We start from the raw sequence: 21828 nt of genomic DNA, 5'->3' as shown, positions 1-21828 counted from the left end.
GCAGGTGGGCGGCGGTGATCGGCAACCCGTTGACCTGGCCGGCCTCGGTGCTGCGGCCGGCCAGCGCGCTGAGGGTGGCGATGACCTGCAGGTGCGCGGTCACCGCCGGCCGGCCGCTCTCCCACGGCCGCTGCAGCAGGTCGGCGAGGACCACCGTGCGCAGCTGCCCGATCGGGCGGGGATCGCCGTCGGCCTTGCGCATCCGGGCCAGGGCGTCGACGACGGCGTGGCAGGCGGCGGCGACGTCGGCGGGCAGATCGGCGGCGAGGGTGGCCGTGCCGTCGAACGGGCAGTCGTACAGCCGCACGTCGGCGTGCCGCTGCGCGGTCTCCCGCCGCTGGTCGATCGCGTCGGCGTCGGCGTCGAGCAGCAGCGCCAGGGCGCGGTCCTTGAGCTTGCGCACCGTCAGCGACGTGGCCTCCGGCAGCAACCGGGCCTCGATCGCGCGGGCGGTGACTGCGCTCGTGTGTTCGAGGACGTCGACCAGGGCCTTGGCGCGGGCCTCGTCCAGGGTGCCGGTGGCCAGTGCGGCCCAGGTGGCGGGCAGCTTCTCCCGGTAGGTCCACGCCCGGTGCGCCAGGTGGGCGGCGGTACCGCGGCCGACGTTGAGCACCACCGCGAGTTCGGCGGTGAAGAACTCCGACACCCCGGGCAGCTCGGTGTCCGGCGCCCACGACCCCCGCCTCGCCCCGGGGGTGCCGGGGGCGGGATCGATGTCGGACGGGCGGGCCTCGGCCAGGCGGAGCACCAGTTCGGCCTCGTAGGCGGCCTCCATCGCCTTGCGCGCCTGCACCCGCTGCAACTCCGCGGCGGCCTGTTCGTCCGACAGCAGGTCCACCGGAAGCCGCCGGAACGGCGCGGGCAGCTCGATCACCGCGTCGAGCAACGCCTGCTCGACCGGCGACCGGTACTCCGCGACCTCCTGCACACCCCGCACGCTACGGCCGGGGTACGACAGTTCCCGCAGGTCAGAGGCGGTTTCTCACAGCCGGACGGGGTCCACCTCGACGTCGACCGTGACGACGTCGCCGTCGTCCTTGCCGCGCCGGATCCGCGCGGGCACGGGGAGCAGCCACCCCGCCGCGCGGTCACGCCACACGCTGGTCGACCACGTGCGCCCGTCGACGGTCGCGGTCACGGGCACCCGGCCGAACGGACCGGCGGTCTCCGGCGCGTGCTCCGCGGGGACGGGCGCGAAGACCCAGCTGCCGGCACCGGGCCACCGCACCAGCGTCGCGTCGAAGGGCACGCGCGCAGCCTGCCCGACGGGGACGACGATCCGGGCGCCTCAGCCCGCGAGGAAGAGCCCGGCGACGGCGAGCGGCACGCAGACGAACAGGAAGACGCCGACCGGCCCCAGCGAACCCCCGGGCTCGGCCTGACCGGTCTCCGGGGCCAGGCCCAGGAACGCCCGCACGTCCGACGTCCCGGCGCGGGCGAGCAGCGATCCACCGACGAGGGCGACGAGCCCGGCGACGACGAGCAGCGCGACGCCGAGCCTCGACCGGAGGTCACCGTCCGCGACCGCCGCCCAGACGCCGGCGACGGTGCAGGCGACAGCCGTCCCCGCGACGAGCAGGACAAGCGCCTGGACCAACCCCCGGACGACGTGCACGGACGGGGAAGGTACCGGTGAGGCCCGGGCAGCCACGGAGCACCGATCGCGTCCCGGGATCTCACCCGAAAGGGGCGCCTTTCGCTCACCGGCCCGCACGTTCCGCCGTGTCATCGTGACCGCCGTGTCCGCCACCGCCGTCGCCACCGGGGTCGCCGCGCTCCTCGGCCTGGTCGCGGGGGTGGCCGTCGACCGCGCCGCCGCGACCTTCCCCTGGCCGGCGGCCCGGCGATGGGGGACCTGGCGTCGGGACGCCCGGGTGCCGGCGGGCGCACCGGCCCTCCCGTCGCAGGACCAGCGGGCGGCGGAACGCCCCGCGGTGCGGCCGGTCCTCGTCCTCCTGACCGGTGCCCTGTGCGCACTGACCGCGTGGCGGTTCGGGCCGGCCGCCGAGCTGCCCGCCTACCTCCTGCTCGCCGTCAGCGGGGTGCTGCTGGCCGCGATCGACCAGCGGCACTCCCTGCTGCCCGATCGGGTCGTGCGGCCCACGCTGGCCGCGGGCACCGTCCTGCTCGCCGGCGCCGCGGCGGTCACGGGGGAGTGGCCGGCGCTGCTGCGCGCGGTGCCGGCGGCCGCGGCCGTCTTCGGCGTCCTGCTCGTCATGGCGCTGGTCTCACCGCGCGGCATGGGGATGGGGGACGTGAAGCTGGGCGCCGTCCTCGGGCTGTACCTGGGGTGGCTCGGCTGGCCGCACGTCGTGCTCGGCCTGTTCGCGGGCTTCGCCCTCCAGGCGGTGCTGGCGCTGGCCCTCGTGACGGTCCGCCGCGTGGGGCTCCGCACGGAACTGCCCTTCGGCCCGGCGCTGCTGCTGGGCACCGGCCTGGTGGTCCTGGCCCCGCTCCTCACCTGACGGAATCCAGACACTCGGAGTCACCGCCCAGGTGCTGAACGCACCGGGGAGGGTGAACCGTGTCCGTGGACGGGGTGAAGGACCCTCAAGTCCGCGCATCTCTCGCCCGACGGGGTCTGCAGCGCCGTGACTGGCCGGATCGACCGATCTGGACCGGCGGCCCACCCCCACAGGAGAGAACCGTGCTGAACCCGCTCGCCGCCCTCGTCACCCTCGTCGCCTTCGCCAAGGACCGCGTCGAGCGGGAGGAGAAGGGCGCCACCGCCGTCGAGTACGGCCTGCTCGTCGGCCTGATCGCCGTCGCGATCATCGCCACCCTGCTCCTGCTCGGCCCGCAGCTCAAGGAGCTCTTCGAGTCGGTGGTGAGCGGTCTCACGAAGGCCAACGAGGCGAGCTGACCCACACACACCGGGCACCGGGCGTCGTGGCGACGACGAGTCGCCACGACGCCCGGCCGCATCGTCGAGGGAGGAGGCTGACATGAGGGAACGGTCGAACCGCGAGCGCGGCGCCAGCGTCGTCGAGTTCGCGCTGATCGTGCCCCTGCTGATGGTCCTGGTCCTCGGGATCATCGAGTTCGGTCACGCCTTCCAGGTGCAGGGGACGCTGTCCGCGGCGGCCCGCGAGGGCGCCCGGGTCATGGCGCTGCAGAGCAACCCGGCCGCCGCCCGCGCCGCCGTCCGCGACGCCGCCCCCACCCTCGACCCGGCGATCACCGACGCCCAGATCGCCATCTCACCCGCCGCGTGCCCGCTCACCGCGACGACCACGACCAACGTGCGGGTGACCATCAGCTACCCGATGCCCTTCCTGACCGGCTTCTTCGGGGCCGACGTCGACCTGACCGGGACGGGGGTCATGCGGTGCAACGGCTGATCCGCCCGCTGCGGGCGCGCTTCCGGCGCCGGCTCGCCGGCGAGCGCGGCGCCGTGGCCGTGCTCCTGTCGGTCCTGCTCGTCCCCTTGCTCGGCTTCACCGCGATCGCGGTCGACGTCGGCGCCCTCTACGCCGACAAGGCGCGGCTGCAGGTCGCCGCCGACGCCGCCGCCCTCGCCGTGGCCCGCGACTGCGCCCGTGGCGCCTGCGGCGACGTGCAGGCCACCGCCCAGGAGCTGGTCGCCGCCAACGACGAGGCCGCGGCCGGCGCCGGCGCGGCCACCGCGGCACCGCCGGTGCTGCAGAGCGGGCCCACCCGCGTGACGGTCACCGGCAGCGCCCCGCGCGAGCACTGGTTCGCCCCGGTCATCGGCCACGACGCGAGCCAGGTCTCGGCGACGGCGACCGTCACCTGGGGCGCACCCAGCGGCGGGACGGCGATGCTGCCGCTGATCTTCTCCTGGTGCGAGTGGCAGGCGCAGACCGGCGGCGGCATGCCCTCGGGCACGACCGAACGCACCATCGTGCTGCCCAAGAAGTCCGACACCGGCTGCACCGGTCCCTCGCGCATGTTCGTGCCCGGCGGCTTCGGCTGGCTGGAGTCCGACGGCGGCAACACCTGCAGGGCGACCACGCGGGTGGGCAACCGGTTCGACTCCGAGCCGGGCAACAACCCCTCGCAGGGCTGCTCCGTCGGCGACGTCGCGGCCCTGGTCGGCCGGACCGTGCTGCTGCCGATCTTCGACGAGTACGGCGGCACCGGCAGCGGCGCCTGGTACGAGGTCTACGGCTACGCCGCCTTCACCGTCACCGGCTACCACTTCGGCGGGCTCTTCGACTCCGGTGCGCCCTGCAAGGGCGAGGAGCGCTGCATCCGCGGCTACTTCACCCGCTTCGTCGACGCCTCCGGCGCCTTCGACACCAGCACCGACGCCCCGGACCTGGGCGCGTCGATCCTCCGACTGATCCGATAGGGGCCCTTCCGTGAGACGCCGACTGCTCGCCGCCGTCGCGGCGCTGGTCCTCGTGGCCGCCGGCACCGTGGTGCTGCTGGCCTACGTGCGCGGCGCCGACGCCCGCGCCCTCGCCGGGGTGCGCACGGTCGAGGTGCTCGTGGTGGACCAGCCGATCCCCGAGGGCACCCCCGCCGACGAGGTCGCCGGCCTGGTCCGCACCGAGGTGCTGCCCGCCAAGGCGGCGGTCGAGGGGCGGGTGACCGACCTCGAGCAGCTCGCCGGCCAGGTCGCCACCGCGGACCTCGAGCCCGGCGAGCAGCTGCTGGCCCGCCGGTTCGCCGCGCCCACCGACCTGCAGGCGCCCGGCACCGTGCCGGTGCCCGAGGGGCTGTCGGAGGTGAGCGTGGTCCTCGAGCCGCAGCGCGCGGTCGGGGGCCGGCTGGCCGCCGGCGACGAGATCGGCGTCTACATCTCCATGGAGCTGCAGGGCAACATCGACGCCGACCCCGACGACGAGCAGATCGGCACCACCCACGCCACCCTGCACGGCGTCCTGGTCACCCAGGTCCAGGGCGCCCCGGCACCGGCCGGCGCCGAGGGCGGGGACGTGGAGACCGCCTCGGCCACCGGCGCCGCCCCGACGGGCAACGTGATGGTCACGATGGCCCTGCCGGCCCGCGACGCCGAGCGGGTGGTCTTCGGCATGGAGCACGCGACCGTCTGGCTGGCGCTCGAGCGCGAGGGCACCGACACCTCCGGCACCCGCGTGGTCACCCAGGGCAACGTCTACGGCGACCTGCTCGCCGCCCTCGGTGCCGTGGCCGCGGAGGCGACGGAGTGAGCCGCGTCGTCCTCGCCGGGGCCGGTGACGACCTGCGGGCGGCGGTCGTGGCCGCCGTGGACGGCGACGTCCAGGTGCTGCCCCCCGGCCGGCTGCCCGGCGACCCGGCCCGGCTGTTCGAGCTGCTGACCGACGGCGAGCTGCCCGACGTCCTGCTCGTCGGCCCGTTGGCCCCCCTGCACGAGGTGCTCACCCTGGCCGGGCGGCTGGACGTGCAGTGCCCCGGCACCAGCGTCGTCCTGGTCGCCGAGCCGACGCCGGAGCTGTGGCAGGCGGCGATGCGGGCCGGCATCCGCGACCTGCTGCCCCCGCGTGCCGAGGCGGCCGAGATCACCGCGGCCGTCGAGCGCGCCGGCGCGGCCGCCGCCGACCGGCGCCGGGTGCTGCGCCCGCTGGAGGAGACCGCCCGCTTCACCGGCCGGGTGGTCACCGTCGCCTCGCCCAAGGGCGGCGTCGGCAAGACCACGGTGGCGACCAACCTCGCCGTCGGCCTGGCCGCCACGGCCCCGCAGGGGACCGTGCTGGTCGACCTCGACGTGCAGTTCGGCGACGTGGCCTCCGCGCTCGGCCTGGTGCCCGAGTACACGCTGCCCGACGCCGTCCACGGCCCGGCCAGCCAGGACACGATGGTCCTCAAGACCTTCCTCACCCAGCATCCCAGCGGGCTGTTCGCCGTCTGCGGGTCGGAGTCGCCGGCCGCCGGGGACACGGTCACCGCCGAGGACGTCACCCGGCTGCTGTCCGCGCTGGCCCGGGAGTTCCGCTACGTCGTCGTCGACACCGCGCCGGGGCTCTCGGAGCACACGCTGGCCGCCATCGACGGCGCCACCGACGTGGTCCTGCTCAGCAGCATGGACGTCCCCGGCGTCCGCGGCCTGCGCAAGGAGGTGCAGGTGCTCGGCGAGCTCGGCATGATCCCGGCCGGCCGGCACGTGGTCATGAACATGGCCGACCCCAAGAGCGGGCTGTCGCAGCGCGACGTCGAGTCCGCGATCGGCACGGGGGTCGACGTCGTCGTCCCGCGGTCGCCCGCGGTCCCGGCCTCGACCAACCAGGGGGTGCCGATCCTCGCCGGCAACGGCAAGGACCCGGCGGCGAAGGAGCTGCGCCGGCTGGTCTCCCGGTTCGCCGCCACCCCGCTGGTCAAGCCGGGCCGCTACCGCGCCAAGCACCGGGCGGCGTCGTGACCTCCGCCTCGATGCACCGGGCGGCGTCGTGACCTCCGCCTCGATGCACCGGGCGGCGTCGTGAACCTCGCCTCCCGCCTCGCTGCCGCCCAGGGCCGGCCGGCCGAGCCGGTGCCCCCGCCCGTCCCGGCGCAGACGCCGGCGCCGGCGGTCGTCCCCGCGCCCCGGCCCGTGACCCCGGTCGCCCCGGCGCCCCCGACCGACGCCCTCACCCGGCTCAAGGACCGCGTCGCCAAGGCGCTGTTCGAGCGCATGGGGTCGCGGATGAACGACCCGTCGCTGTCGGAGGAGCAGCTGCGCGGCATCGTCCTCGGCGAGCTCGACGTCGTCGTCGACGAGGAGAAGGTGCCGCTCTCGCCCGACGAGCGGGCCCGGCTGACCGCGGAGCTCGCCGACGACGTGCTGGGCTTCGGCCCGCTGCAGAGGCTGCTCGACGACCCGACGGTCACCGAGATCATGTGCAACGGCCCGGAGATGGTCTACGTCGAGCAGGGCGGCAAGCTGGTGCGCAGCGCCGCCCGGTTCACCTCCGAGGAGCACCTGCGCCGGGTGATCGACCGGATCGTCTCCCGGGTGGGACGCCGGATCGACGAGTCCTCGCCCATGGTCGACGCGCGGCTGGCCGACGGCTCCCGCGTCAACGCGATCATCCCGCCGCTGGCCTTCTCCGGATCGACGCTGACCATCCGCAAGTTCTCGAAGGACCCGTTCGGCGTCGAGGACCTCATCGGGTTCGGCACGCTCAGCCCGGAGATGGCCGAGCTGCTGCACGCCTGCGTCGAGGCCCGGCTCAACATCATCGTCTCCGGCGGCACCGGCACCGGGAAGACGACGCTGCTCAACGTGCTGTCGTCCTTCATCCCGGAGGGCGAGCGGATCGTCACCATCGAGGACGCCGTCGAGCTCCAGCTGCAGCAGGAGCACGTCGTCCGGCTCGAGTCGCGGCCGCCGAACATCGAGGGCCGCGGCGCGATCACCATCCGCGACCTGGTCCGCAACAGCCTGCGGATGCGCCCCGACCGGATCGTGGTCGGGGAGTGCCGCGGCGGGGAGTCGCTGGACATGCTGCAGGCGATGAACACCGGCCACGACGGCTCGCTGTCGACGGTGCACGCCAACTCCCCGCGCGACGCCATCGCGCGGCTGGAGACCCTCGTGCTCATGGCCGGCATGGACCTGCCGCTGCGCGCCATCCGCGAGCAGATCGCCTCCGCGGTCGACGTCGTCGTCCAGCTCACCCGCCTGCGCGACGGCACCCGCCGGGTCACCCACGTGACCGAGGTGCAGGGCATGGAGGGGGAGACGGTGACCCTGCAGGACGCCTTCCTGTTCGACTACTCCGCCGGCGTCGACCCTTCCGGCCGATTCCTCGGCAAGCCGGTCCCGACCGGCGTGCGGCCGCGGTTCACCGACCGCTTCGAGGAGCTCGGCATCCGGGTCTCCCCGTCGGTGTTCGGGACGCCCGAGCCGCTGCCCGCGCGGAGGTGGGCCTGATGTCGCCGGCGCTGCTGCTCCTCGGGCTGGCGCTGGTGGCCGGCGGGCTGGCCGTCCTGGCCCTCGGCGTGGTGCCGGCCGGGCCGCGGCGGGTGCCGCTGGCCCGCCTCGACCCCACGATCGCGCCGCCGCCGACGCTGCTGACCAAGGTGGCCGCGCAGGCGCAGGACGGCGTCGAGCAGGTGCTGGCGCGGCGGGGTGGCGCCGGGGGAGTCGCGGCCGCCCTCGAGCGGGCCGGCATCGCCACGGGGCCGGCGGAGTTCGTCCTGCTCACCGGCCTGGGGACGCTGGTGCTCGGTGCGCTCGGCTGGCTGCTCGGGGGTGTCCTCGCCGGGCTGCTGCTCGCGGCCCTGGTACCGCTGGGCGCGCGGGTGCTCGTCCGGCTGCGGACCGGCCGGCGCCGGGCCCGGTTCGCCGACCAGCTCGACGACGCGCTGCAGCTGATGGCCAGCAGCCTGCGCGCCGGGCACAGCCTGCTGCGCGCGGTGGACGCGGTGGCCGACCAGGCGCCGGCCCCCATCGCGGAGGAGTTCGCCCGGATCGTCAACGAGACCCGGGTGGGCCGGGACCTCGGCGCCGCGCTGGACGAGGTGGCCGTGCGGGTGGACAGCGACGACTTCCGCTGGACCGCCCAGGCCATCGCCATCCACCGCGAGGTCGGCGGCAACCTGGCCGAGGTGCTCGACACCGTCGGGCACACGATCCGGGAGCGCAACGCCATCCGCCGTCAGGTGCAGGCCCTGTCGGCCGAGGGCCGGCTGTCGGCCTGGGTGCTCATGGCCCTGCCGGTCGGCATCGTCGCCTTCCTGACGGTCACCAACCCGGCCTACCTCTCCGCGTTCACCGGGTCCCTCGCCGGCTGGGTCATGATCGCCGTGTCGGCGGTCCTGCTGCTCGTCGGCGGGCTGTGGCTCAAGAAGACCGTGGCGATCCGGTTCTGATGGGCACCGTTCCTCCCCTCGTCCTCGCCGCGGCACTGGCCGTGGCCGCCGGCGTCCCCCTGATCGGCTGGGCGCTGGTCGCGCGTCCGCAGGACGCGGCCGCCCGGTCCCGGGCCAACCTCACCCGTGGGCTCGACGTGACCGGTGCCGGGCCGCGGTCCGCGCGGACCCGCCCGGGCCTGCTCGGGCGCCTCGTCTCGGTGCTGACGCCGGCGGGCACGGTGGCCCGGCTGGACCGGATGGCCGGCGCGGCCGGGCGCCCGGCGGCCTGGCCCGTCCCGCGGCTGGTCGCCGCCAAGCTGGTGCTGGCCGCGATCGCCGCGGCTCTCGGGCTGCTGGTCGTGAGCAGCCGTCCGGGGGCGCTCACCGTGCTCATGGCCGTCGCCACGACGGCCGTCGCGTACGTCGTCCCCGAGCTGCTGCTCCACAGCCGGGGCCAGGAGCGCCAGCAGGCGATCGGGCTGGAGCTGGCCGACACCCTCGACCAGATGACCATCGCCGTGGAGGCCGGCCTCGGGTTCGAGGCGGCCATGGCCCGGGCCGGGCGGAACGGCCGCGGTCCGCTGGCCGAGGAGCTGGTGCGCACCCTGCAGGACATCGGGGTGGGCCAGCCCCGCCGCGAGGCCTACCTCGCGCTGGCCGAGCGGACCGGGGTGGAGGACCTGCGGCGGTTCATCCGGGCCGTGGTGCAGGCCGACGTCTACGGCGTCTCGATCGCCGACGTGCTGCGCACCCAGGCGCAGGAGATGCGGCTCAAGCGCCGGCAGCGGGCCGAGGAGAAGGCCATGCAGATCCCGGTCAAGGTCATCTTCCCGCTGATGGTGTGCATCCTGCCGGTCCTGTTCGTCGTGCTGCTCGGCCCGGCCGCCATGGACATGGTCGACGCCTTCGGCTGAGCGGCACGGCGGCCGCGCACCCGGTGGGGTGCGCGGCCGCCGTCGTCGGTGGGGAGGTCAGCCGGTCGAGCGCGGCTGGGCGGGGTTGGTCGGGTCGCCCTGCGACGGCGGGTTCATCGCCGGGCCGGTCGTGGCCTCGGACACCTTCGAGCCGGCGGAGGCGTGCACCGGGTCGTCGGCCGCCGCGGCCGCCGGGTCGCCGCCGGAGGGCTGGGCGCCCTCGTGCAGCGACCGCAGCCGGTTCTCCATGGCCGTGACCACCTGCAGCCGGTTCGCGTGGGCCCGTTCGTACTCGAGCACCGTCTGCAGGCCGGTGGCGTCCAGCGTGCGGATGCGCGAGATCAGTCCCTGCACCGGCAGGTGGTCGTAGTCGGGCAGCGGCAGCTGGTCGTGCTCGGTCATGCCGGACCGCCTACCCGCCCCTCCCGGATCCGACACGGTGTGTGGCACTCGGACCGGTGGGTAGGCGGCGGAGCAGTGCGCGGTCCACCGAGGACGCCGTCCCGCACTCCGATCAGCACAGAGGAAGTGGTCCCCACCCCATGGACGTGTCCTTCCTGGCACCGGTCTTCCAGGCCGCAGGTCCCTTCGCCACCGTGACCGCCGACGTCACGCACACCACCGAGAGCGCCGACACCGAGCTCGACCTCCGCGTCCGCGCGGTCGCCGAGAAGCTCGGCGAGCAGGGCGCGCCGGAGGCGGTCGTCGAGGCGGTCCGCGGCCGGCTGCTGGAGGGCAACGACGGCGGTGAGGCGGGCACGATCCGCGGCCGCGCGGTCGTCGTCGCCGCCGACGGCACCGTCGTGTTCGACTCTCAGCTCGCCGACGTGCCGCGCCAGGAGCTCGCCGAGTGGTCGCCGCAGCCGGACCTGCTGCCGGTGCTGCGCGCGCTGCCCGGGCGCGTCCCGCACGTCGTCGTCCTCACCGACCGCACCGGCGCCGACCTCACCGTCGCGAGCCTCCCCGGCGAGGCCGAGGAGGAGGAGACGGTGAAGGGCGACACCTTCCAGATCCGCAAGTTCCAGGGCGGCGGCTGGGCCCACCACCGGTACCAGCACAACGCCGAGAACAAGTGGATCCACAACGCCGAGGACGTCGCCCAGCACGTCTCCTCGGTCGTCCGGCGCCACCAGCCGCGGTTCGTGCTGCTCGCCGGTGACATGCGCGCCCGCCAGATCCTCTCCGACCGGGCCAGCGGGCTGTGGTCGGACCTGATCGTGTCCATCGACGAGGGCGGCCGGGCCGCCGGCGCCGACCGCGAGCCGGTCGAGCGGAAGGCCGCCGAGCTCGTCGCCGAGCACGAGGCGCGGGACGAGGCCGACGCCGTCGAGAAGATCAGCTCCGCCGGCGCCCACGGCCTGGCCGTCACCGGGACGGCGAACGTCGTCGAGGCGCTGCGGAAGGCGCAGGTGGAGACGCTCGTCCTCGCCGACCCCGCCGACGACGAGAAGCTGCTCGTGGGCGCCTCGCCGCTGGAGCTCGGCGTCGACCCGGCCGACATGGACGCCCTCGGCGTGCAGGAGGCGCAGTCGGTCCCCGCCGAGCGCGCGCTGCTGGCCGCCGCCGTGGCGAGCACCGCCGGCGTCGTCGTCGTGCCGCGGGCGGCCATGCCCGGCGACATCCCGGTGGCGGCGATCCTCCGCTACACCGACGACTCGACCCCGACCCCGCAGTGACGGAGGCGAACCCCATGAGCGACCCGCACCAGGAGGGCACCCCGGCCGGCACCAGCCCGGCCGACGTCGACCGCCGCGCCGCGATCGCCGAGACGCTCGGCAAGGAGGTGTGGCCGGCCGACCGCGACGCGCTCGTGGCCCGCGCGGAGGAGTCGAACGCGGAGGACCGCGTGCTCGCCGACCTGCGCCGGCTCCCGGCCGGGCAGACGTTCGAGAACGTCCAGGACGTCGCCCGGGCGCTGGGCATCGGCACCGAGCAGCAGCGGTTCTGAGGAGGTCCGCGTGGTCACGCAGAAGGAGCCGAGCCCCGAGGCCCTGGCCAACGTCACCGAGCACAACGTCGAGACCCGCGCCGACCTGCTCCCCGAGGAGGCCGGCATGAAGGGCAGCGGCATGGAGGAGGTGGCCGCCGAGGTGATCCTCGCCGAGTCCGAGGAGCGCACCGTGCACCCCGACCCGGACGACGCCCAGGGCGCCCACCGCCAGTCGGCGGAGACGGCGGACCTGCCCTGAGCCAGCGGCACGAGCACCCCGTCCAGCTGCGCTGGTCGGACACCGACGTCTTCGGGCACGTCAACCACGCCCGCGTCCTCGGCCTGCTCGAGGACGCCCGGCTGGCCATGGTCGACCCCGCGCCGGGCTCGGGGATCATCCTCGCCCGGCTGGAGGTCGACTACCTGCGGCAGGTGCACTACCGGATCGGGGAGCACCTGACGGTGTCGACGTCGATCACCCGGCTGGGCCGCAGCTCGATCGGCATGTGCCAGGAGCTCACCCAGGACGGGCAGGTGGCCCTGCGCGCCGAGATGGTGCTGGTCAACTTCGACTACGCCGCCGACGCCTCGGCGCCCCTGACCGAAGCCCAGCGGGTGCACTGGTCGCGCTGGCTGGTCGACGGGCCGGGGGACGCCGCGGGCCGCTGACGCCGGGCGGTCCCCGGCGTAGCGTCCTGCCATGGCCGAGCCCGCCGCGCCGCCCTTCGCCCGGGACCACGACGGCGGGGAGCGGCTGGTCTTCTGGGGGACGACGATCGTCGTCCGCGCGTCCGCGGACACCACGGCCGGGGCCTTCACCCTGTTCGAGGAGCAGACCCCGCTCCTGGACACCTCCCGGCACGTGCACCGGGACACCGACGAGCTGTACTACGTGATCGAGGGCGAGCACGTCTTCGTGTGCGGCGAGCAGGAGTTCACCGTCGGCCCGGGCGGGACGGCGTTCCTCCCGCGCGGCGTCCCGCACGCCCACCGGCGGGTGGTGCCGCGCGAGGGCCGGCTGCTCTGCCTGACCTCCCCGGCCGGCTTCGAGGGCTTCTTCCGCACCCTCGCCGAGGCCAGCGCGACCGGCGGCTCGTTCGACGAGGCCTACCAGCGGGCCTCACGGGAGCACGGCGTCACCTGGCTCGGCACCGGCGAGTGACCGCCCGGCCCGCGGGTACCTGCGCCGCATGCCCAAGACGACGAAGAGCGGAGACGCGAAGGCCGACGAGATCCCCAGCACGCTGCAACGCTCGGACGAGAAGGCGCAGCGCACCTTCGCCAAGGCGCACGACTCCGCCGTCGAGGACTACGACGGCGACGAGCAGCGGGCCAACCGGGTGGCGTGGGCGGCGGTCAAGCACACCCACGAGAAGGTCGGCGACCACTGGGAGCCCAAGGACCACAAGGGCCCGAGCGACCCCCAGGCCGAGGGCGGCGCCGGCACCGACCGGGAGACCAAGGGCGGCGTCGACGCCAACGCCACCAAGGAGCACCTCATGGACGTCGCGAAGCGGCTCGACGTCAGCGGGCGATCGAGGATGAGCAAGGACGAGCTCGTCGACGCCATCCGCAAGGCCAGCGACCGCGCGACGGCGAGGGCGCGCGAGAGCTAGGCGCCGCCCCAGCCCGCCGGGACGGCCCACAGCTCGCGCTGCGGGGCGCCCAGCTCCGACGTCCCCGCGGACGTGAGGACGACCTCCTCCTCCAGCGCCAGCCGCAGGCACTGGCCGCCCCACTCGGGCACCGTCACGCGGACGGCGAGCTCCAGGGCGAAGACGGTGTCCGGGTGCAGCACGCGGTCGCCCTCGCCGGGCACGCCGCGCTGGTCGTCCCACCGGCCGATCACCGGCCCGGCGCCGTGCCCGTGCACGCCCACCGGGTGGGAGTAGACGTCGGCATCCAGCCCCTCGGCGGCCATCGCGGCGCGCGCGGCGGCGAGCGCCTCGTTGCCGGTCCGCCCCGGTACCAGCGCCGCGGCGGTGAGCTCCTGCGCGCGGCGCCCCGCCGCCCACGCCCGCCGCAGGCCCGCCGGCGCGGCGTCCTCCCCGTGGCGCAGCAGGTAGACGCTGCGCTGCAGGTCGGAGACCAGGCCCAGGCTGGTCAGCCCGGCGTCGCAGGTCACCAGGTCGCCGGGCTCCAGGACGGCGTCCTGCGGCACGGCCGGGAGCCCGACCCCGCCGTCGGGCTGCAGCGGCACGCCGGCCCGCTGCACGGTGACCCCCGGGTGGAACCACGGCGGCACGCCCCGGGCGGCCAGCCGCTCGTGCACCTCCCAGGCCAGGTCCGCCGCCGTGGTCACGCCGGTCACGAGCACGGCGGGGGAGAGGACCTCGGCCAGCACCCGGTCGGTGAACCGCGCCAGGGCGCCGATGGCCGCGACCTCCTCCGGCAGCCGGGTCTCCAGCCAGCCGACGACCAGGTCATCGGCGGACACCAGCCGGCCGGCGAGGTCGCCGAGCGCCGCGGTGAGCCGCCGGTGCTCGGCGACCGACAACCCGTCGGCCAGCGGGTTCCCGGCCGAGACGTCGACGCCGATCCGCCGCGGTGCGGCCTGCGCGACGATCCGCCGCACCGCGGCCCACTGCGCGTCCTCGTCGTCGCCGACGCCCTCGGCGCCGCCGTCGTCCCCCGGTGACCAGCCGGGCAGGAACTGGCCGACCGGGTAGCGGGAGACCGCGACCGGCGTGACGCCGTCGTCGCTGCGGTGCAGGACCAGGACGACCAGCCGCCGGGCCGACAGCCACGTCGCCGGCAGCAGGGTGGGCAGCACCGGGTCCTCGCCGCCCTCCCGGCCGACGACCAGCCACAGGTCGATGCCGGCGCGGTCCATCAGGCCGGGCAGGAGGTCGAGCAGCCGCTGGGTCAGCCACCGGTCGCGGACGTCGGCCTGCTCGCGCCGCGACAGCGGCACCGTCCGCGTCGGGTCCGGGACGACCAGCGTCATGGGGACAGGGAAGCAGAGAACCGCCGTCCGCACCCGGTGGAACGGGAGGTCAGGCCCCGGTGGGCGCCGTCCCGGGCCGCGCGGCCCCCGGGACGGTCGGCGGGCCGAGCCGCTCGTGCGGCGGGGTGGCCCGCGGCCGCGGCGGGGCGACGGTGGCCACCCGGTCCCGGCCGGCCTGCTTGGCCCGGTACATGGCGGCGTCGGCCCGGTCGACCAGCCGCCACAGCGCGGCGGGGGCGTCCTCGCCGTCGACCGGCCGGGTCAGCGCGACGCCGATCGAGGCGGTGACCGCGTGCCCGTGCTGCTGCCGGGTGGCACGGACCGCGAGCCGGAGCCGCTCGGCCAGGTGCGCCGCCTCGCCGGGGTCGCCGACCAGGCCGAGGACGACCAGCTCCTCCCCGCCGATGCGGGCGAGCACGTCGCTGGGCCGCACGGTGTCGGCCAGCGCCCGCGCGACGGCCTGCAGCACGGTGTCGCCGGCGGCGTGCCCGTGCCGGTCGTTGACCTGCTTGAAGTGGTCGAGGTCGATGACCATCGCGGCCACCCGCTGCCCCTCGCGGCGGGCCTGCCGCCAGATCCGGGAGGCCTCCTCGACCAGGTGCCGGCGGTTGGCCAGCCCGGTGAGCGGGTCGCGGCGGGACTGCGCCTCGGTGGCCGCCAGCAGCCGCCGCTCGCGGCGCCGCAGCAGGTGCACCCCGACCGCCACGAGGTCGAGCATCCCGGCGGAGACGGCGACCTGGACGGCGAGCCCGGCCGTGCTCGCGTAGCTGTGCTGGACCGCCACCGCGACGGCGACCGGCGTGGCCGCCATGTGCACGCCGAGCATCCACGGCCGGAGGAACCACGCGGCCACCACCGAGGGGAACAGCAGCACCAGCGGCGTCGCGTAGCGGACCGGGTCCTCGATGCACAGCGCGACGACGGCGTAGACGAGGTCGCCGAGCAGCACCAGGCCGAACGTCTGCCACAGCCCGATGCGCCGGCGCACGATCAGCGGCACCGCGGCGAGCACGCAGGCGGCCATGCTGGCCCCGTAGGTGACGCCCGTGGCGCCCTCGCGGACGACGCCGTCGAGGGCGAGGTTGACCAGGCCCGTGAGGCCGCCGACGACGAGCAGGACGGCGAGCAGCAGCGCGGCGACCCGGTTCTCGGGACCGCCGGGCCCGAGGACGTCGTCCGGCGTCGCGGCGTCGGGGTCGGGGGGCCGGACGGAGGTCACCGGCGCAGGATGCCGCACGGGGACGACGTCGCGGGAGGTCCGCGGCGCGCCTGCCCGCTCATCGGGGGACCGGCCGTGCGCCGGCGGGCGGCGGCGCGGCGCCGTCGCTGGCAGGCTGCCCGCATGTCGCACCCGGACCCCGGCCTCGTCGACGTCCGCCCGCTGGCCGACCACCCGCTCGCCGAGGCCGGCTCGGCCGCGCTGCGCATGGTGGCGCCGGGTGCGGCCACCGCCGGGCGGTTCGGGCTGGTCGAGTACCGGCTCGGCCCGCGGTCGGCCGGCGCGGCGCCGCACTACCACCGGACGTTCTCCGAGTCGTTCTACGTGCTCTCGGGCGAGCTGACGCTTTACGCCGGGGGGCGCTGGCAGCCGTGCCGGCCCGGTGACTTCGCGCTGGCCCACGAGCGGGGCGTGCACGGCTTCCGCAACGACTCCGACGAGCCGGCGTCCTTCCTCATCCTGTTCACGCCCGGGATCGCGCGGGAGTCGTTCTTCGCCGAGATGGCGGAGATGCGCCGCACCGGGCTCCGGCCGTCCCCCGAGGAGATGACCGCGTTCTACGCGCGGCACGACCAGGTGATGGTCGAGGAGTGACGACGGGGGCCCACGGCGCGAGCGTGGCGGCCCCGTTTCCGGGCATGTCGTGATCGGGTGTCCCCGGCACGCGGGGACCGGCTGACAGGAGGCGCGCGCATGGCCGAGGGACCGTGGTTCTACTGCCTGAAGCACCACACCGTGGAGCCCCGGGACGGCTGCGCCGAGCGGCACCGTCTCGGGCCCTACGCCACGCGCGAGGAGGCCGAGCACGCGCTGCAGTCGGTGGCCGAGCGCAACGAGCGCCTCGACCAGGAGGACCGGGAGTGGGAGGGCCGCTGACCGGTCCCGCCGACCGCCGCTGCCACGGGCCCCTGCCGGCCGGCCGCTCCCCGCCGGCCCGGCATGATCGGGCCCGGTGCGCCGGACCCGCCGGTGCCCGGGAGGAGGCAGCGTGACCACCGCAGCGGAGAGCCGTCCGGTCGAGGACCTGGTCGTCGGTGTGCTGGGCGGGACCGGCCCGCAGGGGCGGGGGCTCGCCGTCCGGCTGGCCGCCGTCGGGCAGCGGCTGCTGCTCGGGTCCCGGGACGCCGACCGCGCCCGCGAGGTGGCCGCGCAGGTCGCCGAGCGCGCCGCGGCCGCCGGCGGGGGCGAGGTCTCGGTGCAGGGCGGGTCGAACCTCGACGTCGCCGGTGCCGCCGACCTGGTGATCGTCGCCGTCCCCTACGCCGGGCACGCCGACACGCTCGCGGAGCTCGCGCGCCCGCTGGCCGGGAAGGTCGTCGTCGACTGCGTGGTGCCGATGGGCTTCGACGAGCTGGGCGCCTACGTGCTCGACGTCGAGGAGGGCAGCGTGACCCAGCAGGCCGCGGCGCTGCTGCCCGACTCCGACGTCGTCGGTGCGTTCCACCACCTGTCCGCGGTGCTGCTCGAGGACCTGTCGAAGCCCACCCTCGACGGCGACGTCATGGTGGTCGGCGACGTGCGCGCCGCCACCGACCAGGTGCAGGCGCTGGCCGGGCGGCTGCCCGGGATGCGCGGCATCTACGCCGGCCGGCTGCGCAACGCCCGCCAGGTCGAGGCGCTGACGATCAACCTGGTCTCGGTCAACCGCCGGTACAAGGCGCACGCCGGCATCCGCGTCACCGACGTCTGAGCGCGCTCACCGCCCGGCCAGCGCCAGCAGGTCCGGGACGACGGCGGCCGGGTCGGGCACCGCGGCGATCTCGGCGGCCACCTCCCGGGCGGCCGCGGCCAGGGCGGGGTCGCCGACCAGCCGCGCCAGCAGCGCAGAGGTGATCCCGCCCGGCTCGACGGCGAGGCCGGCACCGCGTGCGGCCACCAGGTCGGCGTTGGTGCGGCGGTCGCCGGCGCCGCGGACCACGAGCTGCGGCACGCCCGCGGCCAGCGCGGTCAGGACGGTGCCCGCGCCGCCGTGGTGCACCACCCCGGCGGCCGCCGGCACCACCCGCGGGAACGGCAGCCAGTCCGCCGTCCGCACCTCCGGGGGCAGCGGCCGCCGGGTCACGCGGCGGTCGGGCCGGACCAGGACGACGTCGAGGCCGGTGCCCGCGGCGGCGGCCGCGGCGTCGCGCATCAGCCGGTCGGGGCCGGGGGAGGCCACGGTGCTGCGGCTGACCAGCACCCGCGGCCGGTCGCCGGGGCGGGTGAGCTCCGCGTCGACGGGCCGGTCCGGCGTCCACGGGACGAACCGCACGGGTGTGCCGGAGCGCGGGCCGACCACGCTCGGCGGGGCCGAGGTGAGCACCTGCTCCGGCGGCGGCAGCTCCCCGAGCCCGCGGGCCGGGCGGTAGGTCCCCAGCGCCGCGGCGAGCAGCCGCCCCGCGTCGAACAGGTTGCCCTCCACCAGCACCGACGGCACTCCCCGGCGGGCGGCCACCTCCGCCCCGGCCGGGGCCAGCGACTCGTGCACCACCAGGTCGGGACGGTGCCGGCCGGCCGCGGCGAGGACGCCGTCGGCCATCCGGGCGCCGAGGGTGCCGAACAGCAGCCCGACCGCCTCGGTCCCGCCCCGCCCGGCCAGCTCGCGGCGGGCCAGCAGGGGCCGGCGCAGCATGATCCGCCCGAACAGCGGTCCCAGCCGCAGCCCGGGCGCGACGTCGACCGGCGACAGCTCCGGCGGACAGCTCGCGACCGCGTCGCCGGCCGTGGCCACGACCACCTCGGCGCCGGCGTCGCGCAGGGCCAGGGCGAGCGGGACCAGCGGCAGGACGTGGCCGGTCAGCGGGGAGGCGACGACCAGCACGCGCATGCGGTCAGGCTGGCCGCGGCGACCTGCCCGGCACAAGGCGTGCGCGCCTCCCGGGAGCGTGTGCGCCCACGCCGCGTCCGCCGGCCCGGAACCCGTCTCCGGCGCACGCGCTCGGCCCACCGCCGGCCCGGAAGGCGTTCCGCCGCGCCCGGACGGCGGCGAGGATGGGGCCGTGCTGCTCGCGAGCGCGGTCGCGGTCCTGCACGCGGCCGTCGTCCTGTTCATGCTCACCGGCGCGCTGCTCGCGCTCCGGTGGCCGCGGCTGGTGTGGCTGCACGCCCCGGTGGCGCTCGCCGTCCTGGGGGTCAACCTGGCCGGCGCGCCGTGCCCGCTCACCACGCTGGAGCTCGCGCTGCGGGAGCGGGCCGGCGCCGCGCCCTACGACGGCGGCTTCCTCGGCCACGTGCTGTTCGGCCCGCTCGGCCTCGACGTGCGGTCGGCCGGCGTCCAGGCGGGCGTCTACACCGTCGCGCTGGGCCTCAACGCCGTCGGCTACGGACTGCTGCTGGCGCGGGCCCGGCGCACGGCCGGGAGCCGCCGGGCCTGATCAGTCGAAGGAGTGCTCCGGGCCGGGGAAGACCCCGCTGTGCACCTCGTCGGCGTACTCGCGGGCCGCGCGCAGCAGCTCGGCGCGCAGGTCGGCGTACTTCTTCACGAACTTGGGCACCCGGCCGCCGTTGAGCCCGGCCATGTCCGGCCACACCAGCACCTGGGCGTCGCAGTCGGGCCCGGCGCCGATGCCGATCGTCGGGATGGACAGCTCCTCGGTCACCTTCGCGGCCAGTGGGGCGGGCACCATCTCCAGGACGACGGCGAACGCGCCGGCCTCCTGCACGGCGTGCGCGTCGGCCAGCAGCTGCTCGGCGCCGGCGCCGCGGCCCTGCACCCGGAACCCGCCGAGGGCGTGCTCGCTCTGCGGCGTGAAGCCGACGTGCGCCATCACCGGGATCCCGTTCTCGGTGAGCACCCGGATCTGCGGCGCCACCCGCACCCCGCCCTCGAGCTTGACCGCCTGCGCGCCGCCCTCCTTCATCATCCGGACGGAGGTGGCGAACGCCTGCTGCGGCGAGGCCTCGTAGGACCCGAACGGCAGGTCGGCGACGATCAGCGACCGCTTCGTCGAGCGGGTGACCGCCTTGGTCATCAGCAGCAGGTCCTCGACGGTGACCGGCACGGTCGAGGAGTGGCCGAGCACGACGTTGCCGGCCGAGTCGCCGACCAGCATCACCGGGATGCCGGCCTCCTCGAACACCTGCGCGCTGTAGGTGTCGTAGGCGGTGAGCATCGCCCACTTCTCGCCGCGCTCCTTGGCCTGCTGCAGGTGGTGGATGCGCACCCGGGCGGTCGACGTCCCGCCGTAGAGGACCGACTCCGTCATGCCTGGGCTCCTTCGCGGACGCTGGGCAGGCTCTCCCGCCAGCGGTTGGTGATGGGCAGCCGCCGGTCGCGGCCGAACGCCTTGAGGCTGATCTTCGTCCCGGGCGCGGACTGCCGGCGCTTGAACTCCGCGACGTCGACCAGCCGCAGCACCCGCGCCACGACCTCCGGGTCGTGGCCGCGTTCGAGCAGCTCGGCCATCCCGAGGTCGCGGTCGACATAGTCGGCGATGACGGCGTCGAGCTCCTCGTAGGAGGGCAGCGAGTCGCTGTCCTTCTGCCCGGGCGCGAGCTCCGCCGACGGGGGCTTGTCGATCGAGTTCTGCGGGATCGGCTCGGTCTCGCCGCGGTCGCGGGCGTGCGCGTTGCGCCAGCGGGCCAGCTCCCACACCAGGGTCTTGGGCACGTCCTTGATCGGGGCGAACCCGCCGGCGGCGTCGCCGTAGAGCGTCGAGTAGCCGACGGCGACCTCGCTCTTGTTGCTGGTGGCCAGCAGCAGGTGCCCGTGCTGGTTGGACAGCCCCATGAGCAGCGTGCCGCGGATGCGCGCCTGCAGGTTCTCCGCCGCGGTCCCGGACAGCTCGACCTGCGACTCGAACGCGTCGACCATCGGCGCGATCGGCACGGTGGAGAAGTGCAGGCCCAGCCGCCGGGCGCTGTCCTCGGCGTCGGACAACGAGTGCTCCGTGGACCACCGCGAGGGCAGCGCGACGGCGTGCACCCGGCCGGCGCCGAGCGCGTCCACCGACAGCGCGGCCACCAGCGCCGAGTCGATGCCGCCGGACAGGCCGAACACCACCGACGGGAAGCCGTTCTTGTCGATGAAGTCCCGCAGGCCCAGCACCAGCGCCCGCCAGACCTCCTCGCAGTCGCCCAGCGGCGTGGCCACCGAGCCCGGCCGCGGCTCGAACGCCGCCGGCGGCTCCTCGGACACGACGGTGCGGGTGACCGTCATCGGCCCGATCCGGCCCTCCCGCCGCTCGGGCACGCGCGCCGGGTCGAGGGCGAGGTCGACGCAGAGCAGGTGCTCGACGAACTGCGGCGCCCGGGCGAGCAACTCGCCGTCGGCGGAGACGGCCAGCGAGTCGCCGTCGAAGACGAGCTCGTCCTGCCCGCCGACCTGGTTGCAGTAGACGATCGGCGCGTTCGCCTCGGCGGCGCGGCGGCGGACCAGCGGCAGCCGCAGGTCGTCCTTGGCCCGCTCGTAGGGGGAGGCGTTGGGGGAGACGACGAGGTCGACGCCCGCCCGCCCGGCCACCCCGCACGGCCCGCCCTCGACCCAGAGGTCCTCGCAGATGGTCAGCGCGACGTCGGCGCCGCGGACCCGCACCACCGGCAGCTCGGAGCCGGGCACGAAGTAGCGGGCCTCGTCGAAGACGCCGTAGTTGGGCAGGTGCCGCTTGGCGTAGCGCGCCACGACCTGCCCGCCGTGCAGCAGCGCCGCGGCGTTGCGGGGCTGGGTGCGGCGCGGGTTGGCGTCGCCGGGGCGCTCCTCGTCGAGGGTCTCCTCGTCGCTCGGCGCGGTGTCGATCGCGACCGGGCCCTCGGTGTGCGCCAGGTACCCGACGACGACGGCGACCTCGCCCAGCCCCCGCTCCGCGAGGGTGGCCGCGAGGCCGGTGAGCGCCTGCTCGCTGGCGCGGGCGAAGGACTCGCGCAGCACGAGGTCCTCGGCGGGGTAGCCGGTGAGCGTCATCTCGGGGAACACGACGAGGTGCGCGCCGTCGTCGGCGGCCCTCCGCGCCCACTCGACGACGAGCGCGGCGTTGCCCTCCAGGTCGCCGACGCGGGTGTCGACCTGGGCCATCGCGACTCTCAGCTGCACCGTCACGTACCCATCCAACAACCGGCCCCCGGGACCGGCCAGACCGGGGACGGGGGAGGTGGACCCCGC

28 protein-coding genes are annotated in these 21828 nt (G+C 75.9%); 19 read left to right on the top strand and 9 right to left on the bottom strand.

Translation table 11 applies throughout. The features are described from left to right. The 3 genes from ACI796_RS14875 to ACI796_RS14865 all read right to left on the bottom strand — a co-directional run. Positions 1-928 (bottom strand): DUF222 domain-containing protein (locus tag ACI796_RS14875; RefSeq protein ID WP_456942002.1); only part of this gene is annotated, 928 nt, incomplete at its 3' end. A 54-nt stretch (positions 929-982) separates the two neighbouring features. Beyond that, a complete protein-coding gene (locus tag ACI796_RS14870) occupies positions 983-1249 on the bottom strand; it encodes a DUF1905 domain-containing protein (RefSeq protein WP_456942001.1) in 267 nt (88 codons plus the stop codon). Positions 1250-1288: 39 nt separating this feature from the next. Beyond that, entirely contained in the window at positions 1289-1615 is a 327-nt protein-coding gene (locus tag ACI796_RS14865) for a hypothetical protein (protein ID WP_456942000.1), read from the bottom strand. A gap of 115 nt (positions 1616-1730) precedes the next feature. Between ACI796_RS14865 and ACI796_RS14860 the strand changes: the two genes are divergently transcribed. From ACI796_RS14860 to ACI796_RS14820, 9 genes are all read left to right on the top strand, one after another. Then, positions 1731-2465, top strand: coding sequence for a prepilin peptidase (locus ACI796_RS14860; RefSeq protein WP_456941999.1), 735 nt, complete (start codon positions 1731-1733; stop codon positions 2463-2465). Between the two features lie 182 nt (positions 2466-2647). Beyond that, positions 2648-2863 (top strand): Flp family type IVb pilin, encoded by a 216-nt coding sequence (locus tag ACI796_RS14855; protein WP_456941998.1) that lies wholly within the window; start codon positions 2648-2650, stop codon positions 2861-2863. Positions 2864-2945: 82 nt separating this feature from the next. Then, complete coding sequence (locus ACI796_RS14850; RefSeq protein WP_456941997.1) at positions 2946-3341, top strand: TadE/TadG family type IV pilus assembly protein; 396 nt, start codon at positions 2946-2948, stop codon at positions 3339-3341. After that, positions 3329-4315, top strand: coding sequence for a pilus assembly protein TadG-related protein (locus ACI796_RS14845; protein WP_456941996.1), 987 nt, complete (start codon positions 3329-3331; stop codon positions 4313-4315). Before ACI796_RS14850 ends, ACI796_RS14845 begins: the two co-directional genes overlap by 13 nt. 10 nt (positions 4316-4325) lie before the next feature. After that, on the top strand, positions 4326-5138 hold the full coding sequence (gene cpaB / locus ACI796_RS14840) for a Flp pilus assembly protein CpaB (RefSeq protein WP_456941995.1): 813 nt from the start codon (positions 4326-4328) through the stop codon (positions 5136-5138). Further along, entirely contained in the window at positions 5135-6325 is a 1191-nt protein-coding gene (locus ACI796_RS14835) for an AAA family ATPase (RefSeq protein ID WP_456941994.1), read from the top strand. Before cpaB ends, ACI796_RS14835 begins: the two co-directional genes overlap by 4 nt. Before the next feature lie 60 nt (positions 6326-6385). Further along, complete coding sequence (locus tag ACI796_RS14830) at positions 6386-7819, top strand: CpaF family protein (RefSeq protein ID WP_456941993.1); 1434 nt, start codon at positions 6386-6388, stop codon at positions 7817-7819. Continuing rightward, positions 7819-8760, top strand: a complete 942-nt coding sequence (locus tag ACI796_RS14825; protein WP_456941992.1) for a type II secretion system F family protein — start codon at positions 7819-7821, stop codon at positions 8758-8760. Before ACI796_RS14830 ends, ACI796_RS14825 begins: the two co-directional genes overlap by 1 nt. Then, positions 8760-9656 (top strand): type II secretion system F family protein, encoded by an 897-nt coding sequence (locus ACI796_RS14820; protein WP_456941991.1) that lies wholly within the window; start codon positions 8760-8762, stop codon positions 9654-9656. Before ACI796_RS14825 ends, ACI796_RS14820 begins: the two co-directional genes overlap by 1 nt. 57 nt (positions 9657-9713) lie before the next feature. Here ACI796_RS14820 and ACI796_RS14815 read toward each other — a convergent pair whose 3' ends face one another. Then, on the bottom strand, positions 9714-10058 hold the full coding sequence (locus tag ACI796_RS14815; RefSeq protein WP_456941990.1) for a hypothetical protein: 345 nt from the start codon (positions 10056-10058) through the stop codon (positions 9714-9716). Between the two features lie 140 nt (positions 10059-10198). Here ACI796_RS14815 and ACI796_RS14810 point away from each other — a divergent pair, with 140 nt between their 5' ends. The 6 genes from ACI796_RS14810 to ACI796_RS14785 are packed head-to-tail and all read left to right on the top strand — an operon-like array spanning position 10199 to position 13202. Beyond that, positions 10199-11332 (top strand): baeRF2 domain-containing protein, encoded by a 1134-nt coding sequence (locus ACI796_RS14810; RefSeq protein ID WP_456941989.1) that lies wholly within the window; start codon positions 10199-10201, stop codon positions 11330-11332. 14 nt (positions 11333-11346) lie between these two features. Next, positions 11347-11604, top strand: a complete 258-nt coding sequence (locus ACI796_RS14805) for a DUF2795 domain-containing protein (RefSeq protein ID WP_456930362.1) — start codon at positions 11347-11349, stop codon at positions 11602-11604. A 10-nt stretch (positions 11605-11614) separates the two neighbouring features. Then, the gene (locus ACI796_RS14800; RefSeq protein ID WP_456941988.1) at positions 11615-11845 is read left to right on the top strand and encodes a hypothetical protein; all 231 of its coding nucleotides are present in this window, start codon (positions 11615-11617) and stop codon (positions 11843-11845) included. Then, complete coding sequence (locus ACI796_RS14795; protein ID WP_456942003.1) at positions 11842-12255, top strand: acyl-CoA thioesterase; 414 nt, start codon at positions 11842-11844, stop codon at positions 12253-12255. The genes ACI796_RS14800 and ACI796_RS14795 overlap by 4 nt, the downstream gene beginning before the upstream one ends. A gap of 31 nt (positions 12256-12286) precedes the next feature. After that, positions 12287-12748, top strand: a complete 462-nt coding sequence (locus ACI796_RS14790; protein WP_456941987.1) for a cupin domain-containing protein — start codon at positions 12287-12289, stop codon at positions 12746-12748. 28 nt (positions 12749-12776) lie between these two features. Next, positions 12777-13202, top strand: a complete 426-nt coding sequence (locus tag ACI796_RS14785; RefSeq protein WP_456941986.1) for a ChaB family protein — start codon at positions 12777-12779, stop codon at positions 13200-13202. On the opposite strand, the gene ACI796_RS14780 is transcribed toward ACI796_RS14785, so the two are convergent. Together ACI796_RS14780 and ACI796_RS14775 are read right to left on the bottom strand one after the other, a co-directional pair. Then, entirely contained in the window at positions 13199-14533 is a 1335-nt protein-coding gene (locus tag ACI796_RS14780; protein ID WP_456941985.1) for a M24 family metallopeptidase, read from the bottom strand. The two genes, ACI796_RS14785 and ACI796_RS14780, sit on opposite strands and share 4 nt — an antisense overlap. Positions 14534-14582: 49 nt before the next feature. After that, on the bottom strand, positions 14583-15752 hold the full coding sequence (locus ACI796_RS14775) for a diguanylate cyclase (RefSeq protein WP_456941984.1): 1170 nt from the start codon (positions 15750-15752) through the stop codon (positions 14583-14585). 123 nt (positions 15753-15875) lie between these two features. On the opposite strand from ACI796_RS14775, the gene ACI796_RS14770 reads away from it, so the two are divergent. The 3 genes from ACI796_RS14770 (at position 15876) to npdG (ending at position 17442) form a co-directional block, all read left to right on the top strand. Then, a complete protein-coding gene (locus ACI796_RS14770; RefSeq protein ID WP_456941983.1) occupies positions 15876-16346 on the top strand; it encodes a cupin domain-containing protein in 471 nt (156 codons plus the stop codon). Between the two features lie 99 nt (positions 16347-16445). Then, positions 16446-16628, top strand: a complete 183-nt coding sequence (locus tag ACI796_RS14765) for a hypothetical protein (protein ID WP_456941982.1) — start codon at positions 16446-16448, stop codon at positions 16626-16628. Between the two features lie 112 nt (positions 16629-16740). Then, a complete protein-coding gene (npdG, locus tag ACI796_RS14760; RefSeq protein WP_456941981.1) occupies positions 16741-17442 on the top strand; it encodes an NADPH-dependent F420 reductase in 702 nt (233 codons plus the stop codon). Positions 17443-17448: 6 nt separating this feature from the next. Here the strand turns inward: npdG and ACI796_RS14755 are convergent, their stop codons facing one another. Beyond that, positions 17449-18558, bottom strand: a complete 1110-nt coding sequence (locus tag ACI796_RS14755) for a glycosyltransferase (RefSeq protein ID WP_456941980.1) — start codon at positions 18556-18558, stop codon at positions 17449-17451. A gap of 172 nt (positions 18559-18730) precedes the next feature. On the opposite strand from ACI796_RS14755, the gene ACI796_RS14750 reads away from it, so the two are divergent. Next, positions 18731-19105, top strand: coding sequence for a DUF2784 domain-containing protein (locus ACI796_RS14750; RefSeq protein WP_456941979.1), 375 nt, complete (start codon positions 18731-18733; stop codon positions 19103-19105). Here ACI796_RS14750 and panB read toward each other — a convergent pair whose 3' ends face one another. Together panB and ACI796_RS14740 are read right to left on the bottom strand one after the other, a co-directional pair. Next, positions 19106-19936, bottom strand: a complete 831-nt coding sequence (gene panB / locus ACI796_RS14745; RefSeq protein WP_456941978.1) for a 3-methyl-2-oxobutanoate hydroxymethyltransferase — start codon at positions 19934-19936, stop codon at positions 19106-19108. Further along, entirely contained in the window at positions 19933-21765 is a 1833-nt protein-coding gene (locus ACI796_RS14740; protein WP_456941977.1) for an NAD+ synthase, read from the bottom strand. The genes panB and ACI796_RS14740 overlap by 4 nt, the downstream gene beginning before the upstream one ends. Between the last annotated feature and the right edge of the window lie 63 nt (positions 21766-21828).

It is taken from the genome of Geodermatophilus sp. SYSU D00525, from assembly GCF_054050475.1.
The sequence above is the reverse complement of the archived record's forward strand: the minus strand, read 5'-3'. Positions and strand labels throughout refer to the sequence as shown.